The 16,528-nt window shown below is 61.0% G+C and carries 15 protein-coding genes and 5 pseudogenes; 11 read left to right on the forward strand and 9 right to left on the reverse strand.

The window, feature by feature from the left end:
• Window positions 1-423 precede the first annotated feature (423 nt).
• The gene (locus FQ755_RS30195) at window positions 424-906 is read left to right on the forward strand and encodes a universal stress protein (RefSeq protein WP_144159697.1); all 483 of its coding nucleotides are present in this window, start codon (window positions 424-426) and stop codon (window positions 904-906) included.
• Here FQ755_RS30195 and atpC read toward each other — a convergent pair.
• Both atpC and atpG read right to left on the reverse strand, forming a co-directional pair.
• Window positions 898-1,332 carry an ATP synthase F1 subunit epsilon gene (atpC, locus tag FQ755_RS30200; protein ID WP_144159700.1) on the reverse strand — a complete coding sequence of 145 codons (435 nt, stop codon included), beginning with the start codon at window positions 1,330-1,332 and terminating at the stop codon, window positions 898-900. The genes FQ755_RS30195 and atpC overlap by 9 nt on opposite strands.
• Window positions 1,333-1,344: 12 nt before the next feature.
• On the reverse strand, window positions 1,345-2,214 hold the full coding sequence (atpG, locus tag FQ755_RS30205; RefSeq protein WP_144159703.1) for an ATP synthase F1 subunit gamma: 870 nt from the start codon (window positions 2,212-2,214) through the stop codon (window positions 1,345-1,347).
• A gap of 296 nt (window positions 2,215-2,510) precedes the next feature.
• Between atpG and FQ755_RS30210 the strand changes: the two genes are divergently transcribed.
• The 4 genes from FQ755_RS30210 to nifJ all read left to right on the forward strand — a co-directional run bounded on the left by FQ755_RS30210 (window position 2,511) and on the right by nifJ (window position 9,410).
• Complete coding sequence (locus FQ755_RS30210) at window positions 2,511-2,756, forward strand: hypothetical protein (protein WP_144159706.1); 246 nt, start codon at window positions 2,511-2,513, stop codon at window positions 2,754-2,756.
• Between the two features lie 66 nt (window positions 2,757-2,822).
• Window positions 2,823-4,133, forward strand: coding sequence for an MFS transporter (locus FQ755_RS30215; protein ID WP_144159709.1), 1,311 nt, complete (start codon window positions 2,823-2,825; stop codon window positions 4,131-4,133).
• A 1-nt stretch (window position 4,134) separates the two neighbouring features.
• On the forward strand, window positions 4,135-5,793 hold the full coding sequence (locus FQ755_RS30220) for an NAD(P)-binding protein (protein WP_144159712.1): 1,659 nt from the start codon (window positions 4,135-4,137) through the stop codon (window positions 5,791-5,793).
• A gap of 26 nt (window positions 5,794-5,819) precedes the next feature.
• On the forward strand, window positions 5,820-9,410 hold the full coding sequence (gene nifJ / locus FQ755_RS30225) for a pyruvate:ferredoxin (flavodoxin) oxidoreductase (protein WP_260858929.1): 3,591 nt from the start codon (window positions 5,820-5,822) through the stop codon (window positions 9,408-9,410).
• A gap of 216 nt (window positions 9,411-9,626) precedes the next feature.
• On the opposite strand, the gene FQ755_RS30230 is transcribed toward nifJ, so the two are convergent.
• On the reverse strand, window positions 9,627-10,328 hold the full coding sequence (locus tag FQ755_RS30230; RefSeq protein ID WP_144159715.1) for an IS6 family transposase: 702 nt from the start codon (window positions 10,326-10,328) through the stop codon (window positions 9,627-9,629).
• Window positions 10,329-10,392: 64 nt separating this feature from the next.
• Here FQ755_RS30230 and FQ755_RS30235 point away from each other — a divergent pair.
• Window positions 10,393-10,509: pseudogene (locus tag FQ755_RS30235) on the forward strand (nuclear transport factor 2 family protein); the annotation flags it as partial.
• On the opposite strand, the pseudogene FQ755_RS30240 reads toward FQ755_RS30235, so the two are convergent.
• The 4 genes and pseudogenes from FQ755_RS30240 to FQ755_RS30255 all read right to left on the reverse strand — a co-directional run.
• Window positions 10,509-10,601 (reverse strand): annotated as a pseudogene (locus FQ755_RS30240) (alpha/beta hydrolase); the annotation flags it as partial. The pseudogenes FQ755_RS30235 and FQ755_RS30240 overlap by 1 nt on opposite strands.
• Before the next feature lie 330 nt (window positions 10,602-10,931).
• On the reverse strand, window positions 10,932-11,216 hold the full coding sequence (locus FQ755_RS30245) for an HU family DNA-binding protein (RefSeq protein WP_144159718.1): 285 nt from the start codon (window positions 11,214-11,216) through the stop codon (window positions 10,932-10,934).
• A 320-nt stretch (window positions 11,217-11,536) separates the two neighbouring features.
• Window positions 11,537-11,764: a type II toxin-antitoxin system CcdA family antitoxin gene (locus FQ755_RS30250; protein WP_144159721.1), complete on the reverse strand. Its 228-nt coding sequence runs from the start codon at window positions 11,762-11,764 to the stop codon at window positions 11,537-11,539.
• Window positions 11,765-11,769: 5 nt separating this feature from the next.
• Window positions 11,770-12,195, reverse strand: coding sequence for an AbiEi antitoxin N-terminal domain-containing protein (locus tag FQ755_RS30255; RefSeq protein WP_409937786.1), 426 nt, complete (start codon window positions 12,193-12,195; stop codon window positions 11,770-11,772).
• Window positions 12,196-12,306: 111 nt separating this feature from the next.
• On the opposite strand from FQ755_RS30255, the gene FQ755_RS38810 reads away from it, so the two are divergent.
• On the forward strand, window positions 12,307-12,465 hold the full coding sequence (locus tag FQ755_RS38810; RefSeq protein ID WP_409937785.1) for a zinc-binding dehydrogenase: 159 nt from the start codon (window positions 12,307-12,309) through the stop codon (window positions 12,463-12,465).
• A gap of 173 nt (window positions 12,466-12,638) precedes the next feature.
• A pseudogene (locus tag FQ755_RS30265) lies at window positions 12,639-12,845 on the forward strand (fumarate hydratase); the annotation flags it as partial.
• Between the two features lie 332 nt (window positions 12,846-13,177).
• On the opposite strand, the gene FQ755_RS30270 reads toward FQ755_RS30265, so the two are convergent.
• On the reverse strand, window positions 13,178-13,600 hold the full coding sequence (locus FQ755_RS30270) for a hypothetical protein (RefSeq protein ID WP_144159732.1): 423 nt from the start codon (window positions 13,598-13,600) through the stop codon (window positions 13,178-13,180).
• Window positions 13,601-13,718: 118 nt separating this feature from the next.
• Entirely contained in the window at window positions 13,719-14,174 is a 456-nt protein-coding gene (locus tag FQ755_RS30275; protein WP_144159735.1) for a hypothetical protein, read from the reverse strand.
• 300 nt (window positions 14,175-14,474) lie between these two features.
• Here FQ755_RS30275 and FQ755_RS30280 point away from each other — a divergent pair, with 300 nt between their 5' ends.
• From FQ755_RS30280 to FQ755_RS30290, 3 genes and pseudogenes are all read left to right on the forward strand, one after another.
• Window positions 14,475-14,777, forward strand: a complete 303-nt coding sequence (locus tag FQ755_RS30280) for a helix-turn-helix domain-containing protein (protein ID WP_144159738.1) — start codon at window positions 14,475-14,477, stop codon at window positions 14,775-14,777.
• A 128-nt stretch (window positions 14,778-14,905) separates the two neighbouring features.
• Window positions 14,906-15,335 (forward strand): annotated as a pseudogene (locus tag FQ755_RS38400) (transposase); the annotation flags it as partial.
• A gap of 350 nt (window positions 15,336-15,685) precedes the next feature.
• Window positions 15,686-16,408 (forward strand): annotated as a pseudogene (locus FQ755_RS30290) (type IV toxin-antitoxin system AbiEi family antitoxin domain-containing protein); the annotation flags it as partial.
• Window positions 16,409-16,528: the final 120 nt, after the last annotated feature.

The following is a 16,528-nucleotide window of genomic DNA, read 5'->3' on the forward strand; positions in this document are numbered from 1 at the left end:
TCATGTCGTGCATCTGAATCCCGATCACGCTGAACAAAACAGCGCCATCGCGCAACCCCGGCACCAAGAGCGAAAAGCAGCGTAAATCTTATGCGGCGAGGCGACAACTACCTTGAAAACTTCCGGATTCCAGTGCCGTTTGACAGTCAACCGTTTACCGTTTCTATCGAAAATCCCACAATGAATCTATCACTTGAGGAAGTCAGGGTTACGACCTTACCGGCGTACAGGCCTGCCCTGCCGGCACTCAACCACTGACATGGTTCGGTGCCGAAGTTCTGACGATAGAGCGTCGTGACGTGGGCGACATCACACGTTGTCGATTACGGGACATCCCGGCACTTAACCCTGTACTGTCGGTGACGCACATCATCCGGCGCAGCATCACCTAATGCAAAACCGAACTGGAGAAGCATGCAATGAATGTGCAAACGTATACTGGTTGCGATCGACGGTAGCCGATGCGCCCAACTCGCGCTGGACGAAGCGTTGAAGATCGCCCAGTCGGCGGCTGCGTTTGTCGAAGCCGTGTATGTCGTTCAGCACGCCATGCCGCTCGAGGACATGAACGTCGGCTCCGGTGAAGAACCTCCCCTCGACGAAGCCGGCGTTCGGTCCGCTAACGAAGCGCTGGCGGGAGCGCGCCGGCGCTTCGACGCGCTGGGTCTTCACGGAGACACACGCCTGGTCGACGCGTATAGCGAAAACGTCGCGGAGGCGCTCGCCCGCACTGCGAAGGAATGGGAAGCCGATCTGGTCGTGATGGGCACCCACGGTCGCCGTGGCATCCGGCGTGTGCTGGTCGGGAGCGTGGCCGAGTCCTTCGTCAAGATTGCGGCTGTGCCGGTGCTGCTCGTGCGTTATGGTGCCGATATCGGCCAGACGGCAGCCACCGAGCTAACGTGAGACCTTGTGCAGCGCCAGCGCGAAGAATCGAGCCAGTTCGTCCATCAGCTCGGATTTGGCCGCGGCGAAGTTGAATTCACGCTCGCGCTGCCCGGCAAACTGCGCGCGCAAATCGGCGGCTTTGCGTCTGGCCTCATCGGCCTTGGCCGCATCGAGCGCGGAGCTGCGTATTGCATGGTCGGCCAGCACGATAACGGAATCGTGCCGCACCTCCAGAACGCCCCCTGCGACAAAGATATGCTGGTCGCCGGTCGCCCCAGGCTCGCGAATCCTGACGATGCCCGGCCGGATTCGCGTGAGCAGGGGCGCGTGTCGAGGATAAATGCCCAGCTCCCCCTCCTCGCCGGGCAGGGAAACGAACGCGACACCGCCGGAGTAAAGCAATTCGTCAACACTGAGGATGTCGACGTGCAGGAGCTTGTCCATGGCCGCTTCCATTCAGACCGCCGATGCGCCGCTGACGATGTCGCACAGCTCGGTGGTAATTTCCGCCTGACGCGTCTTGTGATAAAGCATGGTCAGGTCCTTGATCATGCGGTCCGCGTTATCGGTTGCCGCTTGCATCGCCAGCACGCGCGCGCACTGCTCGCAAGCGTTGTTCTCGGCGATGGCCTGATAGACGAGCGACTCGACATAGCGGAGCAGCAGCGCATCGACCACCGGCTTCGGGTCAGGCTCATAGATATATTCGGGCGGCGGCTCGGCGATGCTCTTGCTATCCGGCTTCAGGTCGTCGATCGGCAGCACCCGTTCGAATCTCGGCTCGTAGGAGAGTGCGCTGGAGAGGTGGTTGTATGCGATGTACACCTCGTCAAGCTGCCCGTTGAGAAAGCCGCCGAGCGGCACCGTCACCGCACCGAAGAATGCGTCGAAGTGCAGATCGTCAGCCAGCACGCCCGTGCGCGCGACGATATTGGCGCCATGACGATGCAACGGACCGATTCCGCGGCTGCCGACGACACTCACTTCGGCCTTCATCCCTGCTTGCTGCCATGCTGCCAAGGCCTCTGAACACTTGAGCAGCAACCGGCTGTTGAGTGCGCCGCACAGGCCGCGATCCGTACTGACGACGATCAGCCCAACCCGGGTGACCGGCGTGCGCCGGGCCAGAAACGCCGAAGCATAGTCTGGCTTGTCTTCGTGCAAGCGCACTGCGATGGCGCGTATGCGATCCGCGTATGGCCGGAACACGCGCGCGCGCCGCTGCGCCGCGGCCATTTTCGTGCGGGCCATCATTTCCATTGCGCGCGTGATCTTGCGCGTCCTGGTCACGCTGCCGATCTTTGCTCGAATTTCGCGGACGTGCATGCAGCTATCCTCGCGTGGTGTGTTGCGTGGAACCAGGATCGAGGCGAACGGCCAGACCGTTCGCCGTGCCAACTTACTCCTGCAACGCGCCCTATTGGAGAGCTGACAGAATACGTGGGGAGATCCTACCCACCACTTGATACAGATCAATCAATGACAGGCATGCGTGATTAACATCCAGTGATTCCCCTGATTACGATGCACTTGCTACATCGTGTAGACGGCCTATGCCATTGCTGCGTGACATAGCGGCACGAGCCAACGCGAACCTCACAACGAAAGCAGGATTCCCGAACATGCAAACGCCCTCTTCCTCCGCAAAGGAAGCCGACGCCCCAAGCCGGACATTGCACCGTCGGCACGACCGGCCGGTGGATGCCGTCCTTGTCTGGATCGGCTTCGCGGCGCTCTTCTGCGCGCTCCAGTACATCACGGGCAATCCGGTTGGTGCAGACGATCTGCACGGGTTGACGTTAGGCGGCGTGATCGTTTATTGCGCAGCAGCCGGCATGGACCGCCTTGCCAGAAAGTTCGCTGATTGATCTGGATCATTGGCCGACCGCGATTCCCGGAACAAGATTCGACGTCACCTCGACCTGGAGCCTGCTATGCCGGCAGACCGTTCGTCTCTTTCCGCCCGGGGTTTTCACCCTGCCTTCGTGGTCGCCTGGATCTTCTGTCTGGTCTTTTACTTCGGGCAGTACGCATTGCGTTCGGCACCGGGCGTCATGGTGTCCGAACTCACCCAGGCATTCACGCTCTCCGCGCTCGGCGTCAGTTCGCTGGTCGGCCTGTATTACTACACCTACTCCCTGTTCTCACTGGTCGCCGGTGCGTCGCTCGACCGCTATGGCGCGAAGTATGTCATTCCGCTCGGCGTGATCATGCTGGCGAGCGGTGCGGCACTGTTCGGGGCAGGCCTCGTCAATGTCGCAGGGGCCGGCAGGCTGCTGCAGGGCGCAGGCGGGGCGTTCGCCTTTACAGGTGCGGTGTACCTCGCCACGCACGGTTTTCCACCCCGCTATCTGGCCACCGCCGTCGGCTTCACGCAATGCTTCGGCATGCTGGGCGGATCGGCGGGCCAGTTCCTCGTGGCGCCGTTGATTCACGGCAGCATCACCTGGCAGCAATTCTGGCTCTTTGCAGGCGTGGCAGGCGTCGTGGTGGCGGTGCTCATCCTGTTCATGACACCCCGCGATCATGATGCGCGCACAGAAAGCGAAGCGTCGATCTGGTCGGTATTGACACCGTACAAGACCGTCTTGAGCAACCCGCAATCGTATCTATGCGGCTTCGCCGCGGGATTATTGTTCCTGCCCACGACGGTCGGCGACATGATCTGGGGGGTCGCCTTTTTGCGCGACGGCTGGCACATCGATTACGCGCACGCCGTCAATCGGGCGTCGATGGTGCCGCTCGGCTGGGTGATCGGTTGCCCGGTGCTCGGCTACATCGCCGATCGCATCGGCCGGCGCAAACCGGTTCTCATCGCCGGGGCGCTCGTGATGCTTGCCTCGACCCTGGCCATTCTCTACCTGCCGCCCAATAGCGTGCCGCCTTACCTGTTGGGCGTCGTGCTCGGCTTCGGCTCGGGCGCCGCAATGATTCCCTACACGGTCATCAAGGAAGTCAATCCCGACCATGTAAAGGGCAGCGCGACGGGTGCGATCAACTTTCTGGTGTTTACGTTCAGCGCATTGATGGCCCCCACTTACGGCTGGCTGCTGACAAAGATCTCGGGCGGGGCGGCACTCACCCTGCCGGTCTTCCAGAAGGCCGGCAGCGTCGGTATTGCGGGCATCGCCGTGGCGATCCTGCTGGCGCTGTTTCTGCAGGAAACGGGCAGCGCAGTCGAGCGCCGGCCGGATGCGCGCATCGATCCGCCCTTACCCGCGCCGAACCCGACCGTGGAGCATTGAGATGACCGATCCGAAGCCCGACGACATGACGCCGACGGTCGACCTGACGCGCGCCACAGGCACTGGACCCTCGCGTTGTCAACGTCCTGTCTACGTGGACCTGTTGCCGCCGTGCAATGCGGCCTGCCCCGCGGGCGAAAACATCCAGGCGTGGCTCGGACATGCGCAGGCCGGTGACTTCCACGCGGCTTGGGAAACGCTGATACGCGACAATCCGCTGCCCGCCGTGCACGGCCGCGTCTGCTACCACCCGTGCGAGTCGCATTGCAACCGCGGCGAACTGGATAGCGCGGTCAGCATCCATGCTGTCGAGCGTTTTCTCGGTGACCAGGCAATCGCCGGCGGCTGGAGCGTGCCGCCTGATGCGCCGCCCTCCGGCAAGCGCGTGCTGATTGTCGGAGCGGGTCCGAGCGGCCTGTCGGCCGCGTGGCATCTGGCGCGTCGCGGCCATAGCGTCGAAATCCACGAGGCGGGCCCGTTGCCCGGCGGCATGCTGCATTTCGGCATCCCGGCCTATCGCCTGCCACGCGAGGTGCTCATGCGCGAAATCGCGCGCATCGAACAGATCGGCGTGAAAATCGTCTTGAACCACAAGGTGACGGACCTGCTCGCGGAGAAACAGGCGGGCAAATTCGACGCCGTCTTCGTGGCAATCGGCGCGCACCTTTCCAGACACGTCGACATTCCGGCTCGCGATGCGGTCAAGGTTTTCGACGCCGTGTCGTTGCTGCACGACGTCGAAACCGGGGAGGCCCCCTTGCTCGGGCGCCGGGTGATCGTGTACGGCGGCGGCAATACGGCCATGGACGCGGCGCGCACGGCGAAGCGGCTGGGCGCGTCCGACGCGATGATCGTCTACCGCCGCGATCGCGCGCATATGAGCGCACATGCGTTCGAAGCGGACGAAGCGCTCGCCGAGGGCGTGAACATCCAGTGGCTGACCAGCATCAAGGCCATCGACGGCACCGACCTGAGCGTCGAGAGAATGCGTATCGACGAGCGCGGCCGGCCGCAGCCGACCGGACAGATCGATACCTTGCAGGCCGACTCCGTGATACTCGCGCTCGGCCAGGAGACCGACAGCGGATTTCTCCGCAACATTCCCGCCATCCGGTTTCAGGACGACGGCACGATGATCGTCGGGCTCGACATGATGACGGGCGAACCGGGCATCTTCGGCGGGGGCGATCTCGTGCCGGGCGAGCGCAGCGTGACAGTGGCCACCGGCCACGGCAAAAAGGCCGCGGCACACATCGACGCATGGCTGCGCAACGCGCCGCGCACGTCCGAGCCGAAACATCCGGTGGTCAGTTTCGACATGCTCAAGCTGCCGATCTACAGCGACGCCGAACCGAGTCGTCAGGCGGAACTCGCGGCTTTGCAGCGCGCACAGTCGTTCGACGAGGTGGTGGCCGGACTCGGCGAGCGCGAGGCTGTGCATGAGGCGAAACGCTGTCTGTCCTGCGGCAACTGCTTCGAATGCGACAACTGCTATGCGGCCTGCCCCGAGACTGCGATCGAGCGGCTCGGAGCGGGCCTGCGCTACCGCATCGACTACGACCGTTGCACGGGTTGCGCGGTCTGCTTCGATCAATGTCCCTGTCACGCCATCGAGATGTTTCCAGAACCGTCGCATGCCGTCCGCTCGGATGCGCGCTAACCGTTTCACCGACAAGGAACAGCAAAGTGGGCAATCGAACGACCATGGATGGCAACACGGCTGTGGCCCATGTCGCCTATCGCGTCAACGAAGTCTGCGCGATCTTCCCGATCACGCCGTCGTCGACAATGGCGGAACTCGCCGACGAATGGGCAGCGAAGCGCATCCCGAACATCTGGGGCAACGTGCCGGTCGTGCAGGAAATGCAGAGCGAGGGCGGTGCGGCCGGCGCCGTTCACGGTGCGTTGCAGTCCGGCGCCCTCACCACGACGTTCACCGCATCCCAGGGCCTCCTGTTGATGTTGCCGAACATGTTCAAGATCGCAGGAGAATTGACGGCCACGGTCTTTCACGTCGCGGCGCGCTCGCTGGCAACCTCCGCGCTGTCAATTTTTGGCGACCACTCCGATGTCATGACAGCGCGTACCACAGGCTTCGCGCTGCTCGCCTCGGCATCGGTGCAAGAAGCGCATGATGCCGCCCTGATCTCGCAGGCGGCGACGCTCGAGGCACGCATTCCGTTCCTGCATTTTTTCGACGGCTTTCGCACCTCGCACGAACTCAATACGCTGGACCTGCTGTCGGACGAGCAGATCCGCGCGATGATCGACGATTCGCTGGTACGAGCGCATCGAGCGCGCGCGCTCAGTCCCGAACACCCGTTCGTTCGAGGCACGGCGCACAATCCGGATACGTATTTTCAGGCACGCGAGGCAGCCAACCCCTATTACGCCAGGGTGCCGGACATCGTCGACACCGTGATGGCGCGTTTCGCGGCAATGACTGGCCGCAGCTATCGGCTGTTCGAATACGAAGGCGCGCCGGATGCCGAGCGTGTCGTCATCGCGATGGGTTCAGGTGCCGAGACGGTTCGTGAGACCGTCAAGGCGCTATGCAAACAGGGCGAGAAAGTGGGCGCGCTACAGGTGCGGCTCTACAGGCCGTTCTCAGCCGTGCATTTTCTCGCCAGCCTGCCGTCGTCCGTGCGTTCCATCGGCGTGATCGAACAGACCAAAGAGTCGGGTGCGCCGGGCGAGCCGCTCTATCTCGATGTGGTTTCCACGCTGGCGAATGCATGCTCGAGCGGGACGTTCGGCACGATGCCGCGTGTGATCGGCGGCCGCTACGGCATCTCGTCGAAGGATTTTTCGCCGGCCATGGCCCGTGCGGTATTCGACGAATTGAGCCAGCCCAACCCCAGAAACAGCTTCACCGTGGGCATCGACGACGACCTGTCCCATACAAGCCTCGCTTACGACCCAGGCTTCTCGATCGAACCGGCGGGCGTCAAGACTGCAGTGTTCTATGGACTGGGCGCCGACGGCACCGTCGGCGCCAACAAGAATACCGTCAAGATCATCGCCGAAGACGCGGGGCTGTACGCGCAGGGCTACTTCGTCTACGACTCGCATAAATCCGGTGCGCAGACCGCCTCGCATCTACGCTTCGGCAGCGAGCCGATCCACGCACCCTATCTGATCGGCTCGGCCTCATTCGTTGCCTGTCATCAGTTCGGTTTCCTCGAGCGCCAGGATATGCTGCGGCTCGCGGCGCCGGGGGCCGTATTCCTGCTTAACAGCCCGTACGGGCCGGAACAGGTCTGGGAACGGCTTCCCCGCCCGGTGCAGCAAACGCTGATCGACAAGCGGCTGCGCTTCTTCGTGATCGACGCAACGGAGGTGGCGCGCAACGCCGGCCTGGGCAACCGCACCAACACAGTCCTGCAAACGTGCTTCTTTGCCATTTCAGGCGTATTGCCGCGCGAGCAGGCGCTCCATCACATCAAGGAATCGATCAGAAAGACTTACGCGCGCAAGGGCAGCGACACGGTCGAGAAAAACGACGCTGCCGTCGACGTGGCGTTGAGCTGTCTGCACGAAGTGCCAGTCCCCCTCATCGCAAGCAGTTCCCACGAGTTGACGCCGCTCGTGCCGGCCGGCGCACCGGCATTCGTTCAGCGCGTAACAGCAAAGATGTTCGCCGGTCTGGGCGACACGATTCCAGTCAGTGCGATGCCCGCCGACGGGACCTTTCCGTCGGGGACCGCCGCTTTCGAGAAGCGCAATATCTCGGATCTGGTCGCCCAATGGGACCCGCAAACCTGCATACAGTGCGGTCAATGTGCATTCGTCTGTCCCCACAGCGTGATCCGCTCGCGTTACTACACGGAGGACCAGCTGAGCGGAGCGCCGGCATCGTTCAAGTCCGCGCCGGTCAACGCCCGAGGTTACCCGGAAGCGCGCTTTACGCTCGAGGTGTATGTGGAGGACTGTACCGGCTGCGGCCTGTGTGTCGAGGCATGCCCCGCGCACGACCCTCAACGTGCCGATGTCAAGGCGATCAATCTGACCGAGAAAACGCCGCTGCTGGAAGCGGCGCGTGCAGACATCGCTTTTTTTGAAACGCTACCCGTCAACGATCGCTCGCGTGTCGACTTTGAAAACGTGCGCGGCGTCCAGTTCCTGCAGCCGTTGTTCGAATTCCCCGGTGCCTGCGCGGGCTGCGGTGAAACGCCTTATCTGAAGTTGCTGTCGCAATTGTTCGGCGATCGTGCGCAGATCGCGAACGCAACGGGCTGCTCGTCGATTTACGGCGGCAATCTGCCGGTGACGCCGTGGACACTCAACCATGAGGGCCGGGGGCCGGCATGGTCGAACTCGCTGTTCGAAGACAATGCCGAATTCGGTCTCGGGTTCCGGCTGGCCGCGGACCAGCACCTCGGTATGGCGCAGACCCTGTTGCGCACACTCGCGCCCCAGGTCGGCGAGACATTAGTACAGTCGATTCTCGACGCGCCGCAGACGGAAGAATCGCAGATCCGCGCACAGCGTCAACGCGTTGCCGAATTGAAAACGAAGCTGCTCGGCCTCGAAACGGACACGGCACGCGATCTGCTATCCCTGATCGATCATCTCGTGCGCCGCAGCATCTGGATCGTAGGCGGTGACGGCTGGGCCTACGATATCGATTACGGCGGCCTCGATCACGTGCTGGCAACAGGACGCAACGTCAATGTGCTGGTGCTCGATACCGAAGTCTATTCGAACACTGGCGGCCAGGCGTCCAAAGCCACGCCGCTTGGGGCCGTCGCCAAGTTCGCCGCGGCCGGCAAGCGGGTGGCGCGCAAGGATCTCGCGCTTCAGGCGATTGCGTACGGGAACATCTATGTGGCGCAGGTTGCAATGGGTGCGAATCCGCAACAGACGTTGCTGGCATTTCGCGAGGCTGAAGCGTACGACGGCCCATCGCTGATTCTCGCCTACAGTCACTGCATCGCCCACGGCATCGACATGCGTCATGGTATGAAACAGCAGGACCTGGCGGTGGCGAGCGGCTTCTGGCCACTGCTGCGCTTTAACCCGGCCCTGCGCGAAGTGGGCCTGAATCCCTTCTGCCTCGATTCACCGCGTCCGAACATCCCGCTCAAGGACTACGCCTATAACGAAATCCGCTATAGTGGGCTCGCGCAGTCCGATCCTGATGAGGCGCGCATATTGCTCGACGCGGAGCAGCGCGCGATCCTCGCAAAATATCAGGAATATGAGTCGCTTTCTGAAATCGACGGTACGCAATTTCATCCGCCTGTCCAGACGGGTCGAGCGAACCGCGTGCCCTGAACGCCGGCCCTGCGCTCCCTGGTCACCCAGGGAGCGCGCGGAATGTCTGCGCTTACTTAACCTGTCTCGCGGGCGCACGTTCCCGCACGCGCAGGGCAGCGTTGGCCGCGACCAGCAACGCCGCATCATGCTGACGCACCGCTTCGTCGAGTTCATCAAACGGTTCTGTCGCGGTAAGGCGGTTTAGCCGTACGAAGGCAATATGATGAGGATAGCTTACATCACCAACGAGTAGAACTGGCTGGCCGCAGATGGCTTGATTTGGCCAGTGTGTTTCATCTGTCCTTTGGAGATCATATGCATGATCTCTATGCCACTCAGAATGACACGGGCGCAGTGGAAGTCCTTGAACCCGAGCATCGGCCGGATGACGCGTTTGATAGCACGATGGTCCTGCTCAACCACGTTGTTCAGATACTTGACCTGACGGATCTTGACGGGCGTGTCGCGCTCGGCGTTCATCGCGTGCAGCGCGGCCAGATTGGCTCCGCTTTTGTCGATCGTTACCGTCTCGGGTACGCCGTTTTGCTGGATCGATTTTTCGAAATAACGCAGGGCTGCAGCCTTGTTACGCCTGGCCCGCAGAAGAAAGTCGACCGTGTTGCCTTCCTTGTCCACGGCCCGGTAGAGGTACTTCCATTCTCCTCGAACCTTCACATAGGTTTCGTCCATCCTCCAGCTCTTGCCAACCGCTCGCTTGCATCGGCGAAACGCCTTCTCAAGCACGGGCAGAAGCTTGATGGCCCAGCGGTGCACCGTGGAATGATCGACCGCAATCCCGCGCTCGGCCATCATTTCTTCGAGATGACGCAAGCTCAGCGGATAGGCGACGTACCAACGCACGCAAGTCAGCATGACTTCCAGCGGATAGTGCAACCGTTTAAGCGCCCGTGCCACACTCGGATCCAGCATCTTCATTCTTCACCAACGCCACCGTTTCGATTGAGCAAGGTTACCAGAACGCCCTATTGCGACAAAACCAATCAAAGCCACGGATAGGACGTTCGAGGACAATTGGGTCTTCGCCATTACCGTTCGAAATGGCAAAGTGACGAACATCCGGGAGTACATTGACACGCTTGCACTGGCGCGGGCCTCCGTGGAGTTCTTGACGATCTTCACGGACAGCATGCGGGCGTCGATCGGTACGATCTGGTCCTCGTCGCCATGCAGGATCAGTGTCGGCACGTCGGCCGATCCGCGCACGCTGACAAGTGCTGGAAAGGAGTTTGCGCGGCGGCAACCCTCGTTCGCCGTGACCTGTGGTGTGGCCGCTCCCCATTGAATGGACGCTTGCACCGTTTATGAAATCACGGCCACACATGTGCTCGACGTCCAACTGCGCTCACCGGTGCCCGCCCATGAACGGTACTTCCCTTTACGCGCTCGACGGGCGACTACGGCAGAAATCCGGAGAGCACACCGCATCCTCGTTCGTCGGGAAGGTGCTTGCGCCGTGTATCCGGTAACGGCATCTGCGGTGCGAGTCCCGCGGAGATGACCGGTTACGGAAAAGGCGAACTAACGCTTGGCGGCGTTGACCGCATCCTTGAACGCCTTGCCGGCAGTGAATTTGACCGTCTTGGCCGCAGCAATCTGAATTTCTTCACCCGTCGCCGGATTGCGACCCGTACGGGCAGCGCGGCTGCCTTGGCTGAAAGAACCAAAGCCAACCAGCTGCACGCTGTCACCCTTCGTGACTGCCTGCGTGATGGCGCCGATCACCGCATCGATCGCTTCGCCAGTGACGCCCTTGCCTGCACCCGTAGACGCCGCGACGGCGTCGATCAGTTCCTGCTTGTTCATCAGAAATTCCTCCTGTTACTGTAGTTCCAATCAAGTTTAACCTTCTCGCCAACGTGACCACGAAGCGCAAGGCACGACCGCATACCCTAACCTGGCCGGCGTGCCGGGCACAAGTCCCGCGGTTCGATAACCCTCCGGCGCTTACACGAAGCACACACTTCTTTTCTGTATCACGCCGGAGCAGAGTCATTACCATTATCGTCCGGCGCGAAGCGCGCGCGACCGCTGCGGCCGGAACCCGCTGGGCGAACGCGCGCAGCGCAGTGAAATTCCTACGCGAGTAGCCGCGCCCGCGGGGCAGGATTGGAACTGGTTGACCATCAGAATATTCTGAACTCGTCGAGAGGCAGACCATTCTTCTCGATGTAGTCGTTGTAGCACGCGATCGCTTCCGCGTTTTCCTTCTGCCAACGAGTTGCCCATTCATCTGCCCCAGTGGGTTTGCCATCGGACGGGCCAACTTCCCGCCCCAGCGCTGTCATGGGGTTGTCGCCATCATTTTCGCCCCCGAGAAAATCGTCTGGCCGTAAAACCTTGATCGTTGCCATCGTACTCACGGCTCCAATGTTTTGGTGCCCGCGAAAGTCTCAGCCATGTGGCCTTCGTCCATCCCCGTGTCGAACAAGGAGTGGGAATAGTAGGAACAGGATAACCTGTCCACGGCCCAGGAAGGAATGCTGCAATAGCCGCGCCCCCATAAATCCGTCCGTTCGCGGAAACGAAGATGATGCGTCATCCGATGCCACTCGAGCGCCGTTCGTCCGCCTACGTGGAGATTTGGGATAAACGCCCGCAAATAGGCAATCGTTCCATCGACGCTCGGCTGGTCGCCGCGAAGCAGATAAGCATCCTCCGACAACCGTCGCAACCATCCCTGTTGCACGAGTTCGCTCACCTGCTGCGCGTCAATTCCAAGTGCCGCGAAGGAGCGCAAACCAAGCGGCTGTGATCGTGGCGCGAAGTTCAGCAGGAACTGCACGATTTCGGTCGTTTGGGTAGCGTCAACGTGGTCGGATTTGTCGCCGGTTATGAAGCAACGATTCAACTTCGACAGCTCATTGGCCCGATAATTCAGGTCCAAGGTATCGCTGTGGGGTCCCGTGCTCGTTTCGAGGCCATGAATCGTTGCATTGAATTGCGCAAACTTCGACCGGTAGTCGACCAGGTGTTCACACTCGAAACGGTCGTGGACGCGTTCAAGCATATGGAGTCGGGGGCGCACTTCGGAAAGGTAGTCGAGAAGATCTGAAGCGCAGGTGCAAAAACTGGCTGCAACGCCGCGCGGTAACGTGCAGCGTTGGTCATAGAGATTACAGCGCGGCACAACCCGCCCGCGTCGCTGTAAAAGCCCACCTTATCGGCCAGTTCAGTATCGCGGCAAACTTGCCTCCCAGGGTGACGCCGACCTCTACGGGAAAAGCAATGACCGTCATACGGCAGCAAGACCTCATCCAGAGCGTCGCTGATTCCCTCCAGTACATCCGCTACCACCATCCTCTTGACTACATCACCGCCCTCGGGCGCGCCTACGAGCTTGAACAAAGTGTGGCAGCAAGGGGCGCCACCACGCAAATTCTGACGAACAATCGCATGGCTGCAGAGGGACGTCGCCCCGTCTGCCAGGATACGCAGAAGCTTCAGGTACGTGAGCTGGCATCGCCATGGCAACAAAACGACTGAGAGTCGCTCTCGGGCGGCTTCACGCTTTCTGGGCAGTTGAGGCGGAGGGGGTTTTCACGGTGAAATTGCTACGACACTGCAATGGGCCAATGCGCTCCAAGGCCACGGCCATGCAAGAAATGACTCCTTCCTGCGGCGGACGGCTATTGGGCGGCTCGGAATCAATCCGATGCGGTCTCTGCGCTTCCGATGATTTCCCTGCTTCTTCCGACACGCCGGACAACATCGGAGCCGCGCGCCTCGACCGCTCGATCCTCGCGTTGCCTGTTGCAACGGTGGGATCACCAGCCAGCGTCTGGATCTCCATTAAATTCGCACTTGGCAACCTCGATCACGCGTGTCGGGTCAGTTATGAAAACGTCCGCAGGCAGCGCGCCGTTAAGTAGCGCGTGCGGCGAGTAAAGCCAGAATGCGCGCCGCCATCCCCCGCCACCATCAGGAAAGGGCAAGTTCTCGACCAGACTCGCGATCCCAGGAAGTAGTGCACCATTTAAATCAAATTGAAACCATGGATACACGTACCGGTGCCGCGCGTCAGACCACACCCCGAGCAAGGCACCGGAAATGCGCAAAGCACGGATATGTCCGACAGCATCCTGATCGCGCGGGACACCGATTAGCTCTGCGACCCGCGAGTCGTCGGGCCAGCGATTTGCGAGTAGTTCATCGCGAAAAACAAGCACAGCATCTTTGGGTGTGGGCATATGCCTTGCCTTGACAAGGTCGGCCGGAGGACCGGCACCGCGCAGCACGCCGAGTGACTGCTCTCGCGTGGGCATGGCCCGTGGCGAGGCTATCCGGTCGAGCAACGTCTACGCTTCTTTAGTGGCTAGCCGGTGCGGCGGCAACCTCTCCGAATACGAACGCGCACACCAGATCGTCCGGCGGCTGGATGTGCCGGTCGGCGCGCGAACAGGGTCTCATTTCGCCGCTATCTGTGGAGTACCACAGACGCAATATGGTTTCGACAGGCTCCTTTTCGCGCCAGATGCCCGTAACCTGACGCAAACGTGCGGGGCCGTTTTCCGTCGCGAGGTCCAGTACATACACGCTGAAACTGGCGGGTTCGATCTGCGCGGCTAGCTCCATCAAGGCGTCCGGCCCACCAATCAGCCAACCATCCGGCAGGTCGATGCCATCGCTCACGTCGTGCGCGCTCACAACAAGAAAGTTCAGAACCTCATCGGTCCAGCCGACGCACCGCCAAACCTGATAGGGCTGGGCGATTGCTTTCCTGACTGGGTGCGACTCCGCCCAGCTCGTATCAGTGACCAACATCTACACTCCTTAAGTTAATCCGATCGCCCACGTCAACACGTGGTCCTTGTATTCCATACATATCCCTGACCTGCAGCGTTTCCGTGAAGGCGGCAAGAGCGCCCTGCTCGTTGCCGTTGAGTCGGATGTCCGTCAGTCGGTCCTCGCTCCATCACACACAATCAAAATGTGTTCGGAAAGCCGCAAACCCCAATCAGCACAAGCCGACCAGCCCTTCAAGGGCAGGCTAATTCCTAGTGAACTGGGAAGACAAATTATAGCGTCAAAAGGACAGTGCTCCCATTTCACTGGGAGCAGAATTTGGAAGCAGTCGAAGCCTTTGGGGCGGTCCTGCGCAAGCGCCGTCTTGCGGCAGCGCTAACGCAGGAGCAATTCGCCTTCGAGGCCAACATCCGGCGCAACTACGTCAGCATGCTTGAGTTGGGCCAGCACCAGCCCACACTCAGCATGCTGTTCACTCTTGCGACCGCGCTGCGCTGCCATCCAAGTGACCTGCTGCTTGAAGTAGAAGAGCGGCTCGCAAAGGCGCACACGAAAGAACTGCGAACACCGATCCGGCCAACGCGACGACGCGCACGCGCAACCAGGCGCACGCCAGAATGAAGAGACGCTCCGACGACGCCTGTGAAAGGCGCTCCCTGCTACAGCCGACGTTGGGCCCCCGTGCGAGCAAGCGTTTCCCGACAGCTTGAACATCGCTCAAGGCCGACGGATCATTTGGGCGTAAACGCATACTCGACGACGAACTTTGGGTACTCATCGAACCGTTGCTGCCCCCTCCCAAACCAAGACGCATCCGTTATCCAAGGGGCGCGAGCCGCTCGACGAGCGTACGCTGTTCATGGGCATCGTGTTCATCCTGCAGACGGGTCCGCGTTGGGACCCGCTGCCGCACAAGACTACGGCAGCAGCATGAGTTGCTGACGGCACCCGCGGGGCTGCAAGCTGCCAGTGTCTGGAGCCGACTGCATGAACTTCTATTCATAAACCGCGTGCCGCTGGCCAGATTGACTCCCCTGTCGTTGCCCATGCCTGCTCGATCCGTGCAGTCGGCGCGGGTCAATACCTGGACCGAATCCCACGGACCGCGCACCCCGGTTCAAGGCACCGCCTGTCACCGAAGCGCCGGGCATGTCGCTCGCGCTAAGCCTTACGGGCGCAAAAGGTGGCAGGGGGTTTTGATTGCGCCCATTCACTGCTCCCGGGCACGATCCACCTAACCCTCGCACAATCAACAGGCCGGCGAATCCATGCCTCCTGATGGTTTCCACAGGTGTCATGCCGCCGAAGGCAAACATGATGTCTGCGGCAACTTCCCTGAGCCCCCCTCAGGCAACCACGCAGCGAACTTCCCCGGGCCGGCCGGACACGGAAGGCCTGAGACGAAGGGCTGGCTTCGGATTCTGGCGGAACGCTTGATTCCTCGAATCGTCATGCCGCGTTAAAAAAATGCAGTTAATTAAAAAATTGCGGCATATACTACAATCAGATAACGCAGATGGCAGGGGGCTATGGGCAACAAAACAGTCCAGCGGCTGATGCAGGAGTGCCGGCGCGGTCATCCTATCGATTCCGATATGCTTAGGGACATGGGGGTCAGCGCTGCGCTCGCGGCGCACATGGTCAAATCGGGGTGGCTGCAACGGCTCTCGCAGGGCGTATACCTTTTGACTGGTGACACCCCGACAAGGGATGGTTCGATCGCGTACCTCACTCGACGCATTGAAGGGCTTCACGTCGGGGGAAAAACGGCGCTTTCCTGGCAAGGCGTCCGTCACAACATCGCATTTCGCGAAAAGGTCGTGCTGTGGGGGCAGAAGCCCTACCGCATTCCCTCCTGGGTGGAACAGCACCTGATCTACTCGTTTCAGACCACTGCCCTGTTCGACGATGACCTCCCCTACGGAACGGGCCTCAAGCCGCTTCCTGCCGGTGACCCGGAGGTGAGGGTGTCAGTACCTGAGCGAGCCATTCTGGAAATCGCCAGTGATATTGGCAAAGGTCAGTCGCTTGAAGAAGCGAGTCACTTGATGGTGAGCCTTCGTAACCTGCGCGCAGACGTGCTGGACGAGTTTTTGGGCCACTGCCACCGGGTGAAGGTTGTCAGGCTCGTGCGCGACCTCGGACGAGAGGCCGGCTTTTCGTGGGCGTGGGGAATTCAGAAACATGTAGATCGTCTCGGCGCTGGGAGAAGATGGTCGAATCAAACAAAAAATGGACGGATAACTCGTAAGCGGCTCGGCTGGGCCGTGTCCTCACGCGCGCGCGAGCAAGGCATGATGGTGATGGCGTGTTGGAGTCCGTGTAGATCAAGGGAGATCGTGTCCACGATCGGCGATCGTGGACACGATCTA

The sequence above is a fragment of the Paraburkholderia sp. BCC1885 genome, from assembly GCF_900996235.1.
Classification (GTDB): domain Bacteria; phylum Pseudomonadota; class Gammaproteobacteria; order Burkholderiales; family Burkholderiaceae; genus Paraburkholderia.

What these genes read in the sequence shown, in the direction of transcription:
- FQ755_RS30195 (WP_144159697.1), top strand. Translation starts at nt 424, where the DNA reads ATGTGCAAACGTATACTGGTTGCGATCGACGGTAGCCGATGCGCCCAA.
- atpC (WP_144159700.1), bottom strand. Translation starts at nt 1,332, where the DNA reads ATGGACAAGCTCCTGCACGTCGACATCCTCAGTGTTGACGAATTGCTT.
- atpG (WP_144159703.1), bottom strand. Translation starts at nt 2,214, where the DNA reads ATGCACGTCCGCGAAATTCGAGCAAAGATCGGCAGCGTGACCAGGACG.
- FQ755_RS30210 (WP_144159706.1), top strand. Translation starts at nt 2,511, where the DNA reads ATGCAAACGCCCTCTTCCTCCGCAAAGGAAGCCGACGCCCCAAGCCGG.
- FQ755_RS30215 (WP_144159709.1), top strand. Translation starts at nt 2,823, where the DNA reads ATGCCGGCAGACCGTTCGTCTCTTTCCGCCCGGGGTTTTCACCCTGCC.
- FQ755_RS30220 (WP_144159712.1), top strand. Translation starts at nt 4,135, where the DNA reads ATGACCGATCCGAAGCCCGACGACATGACGCCGACGGTCGACCTGACG.
- FQ755_RS30230 (WP_144159715.1), bottom strand. Translation starts at nt 10,328, where the DNA reads ATGAAGATGCTGGATCCGAGTGTGGCACGGGCGCTTAAACGGTTGCAC.
- FQ755_RS30245 (WP_144159718.1), bottom strand. Translation starts at nt 11,216, where the DNA reads ATGAACAAGCAGGAACTGATCGACGCCGTCGCGGCGTCTACGGGTGCA.
- FQ755_RS30250 (WP_144159721.1), bottom strand. Translation starts at nt 11,764, where the DNA reads ATGGCAACGATCAAGGTTTTACGGCCAGACGATTTTCTCGGGGGCGAA.
- FQ755_RS30270 (WP_144159732.1), bottom strand. Translation starts at nt 13,600, where the DNA reads ATGCCCACACCCAAAGATGCTGTGCTTGTTTTTCGCGATGAACTACTC.
- FQ755_RS30275 (WP_144159735.1), bottom strand. Translation starts at nt 14,174, where the DNA reads ATGTTGGTCACTGATACGAGCTGGGCGGAGTCGCACCCAGTCAGGAAA.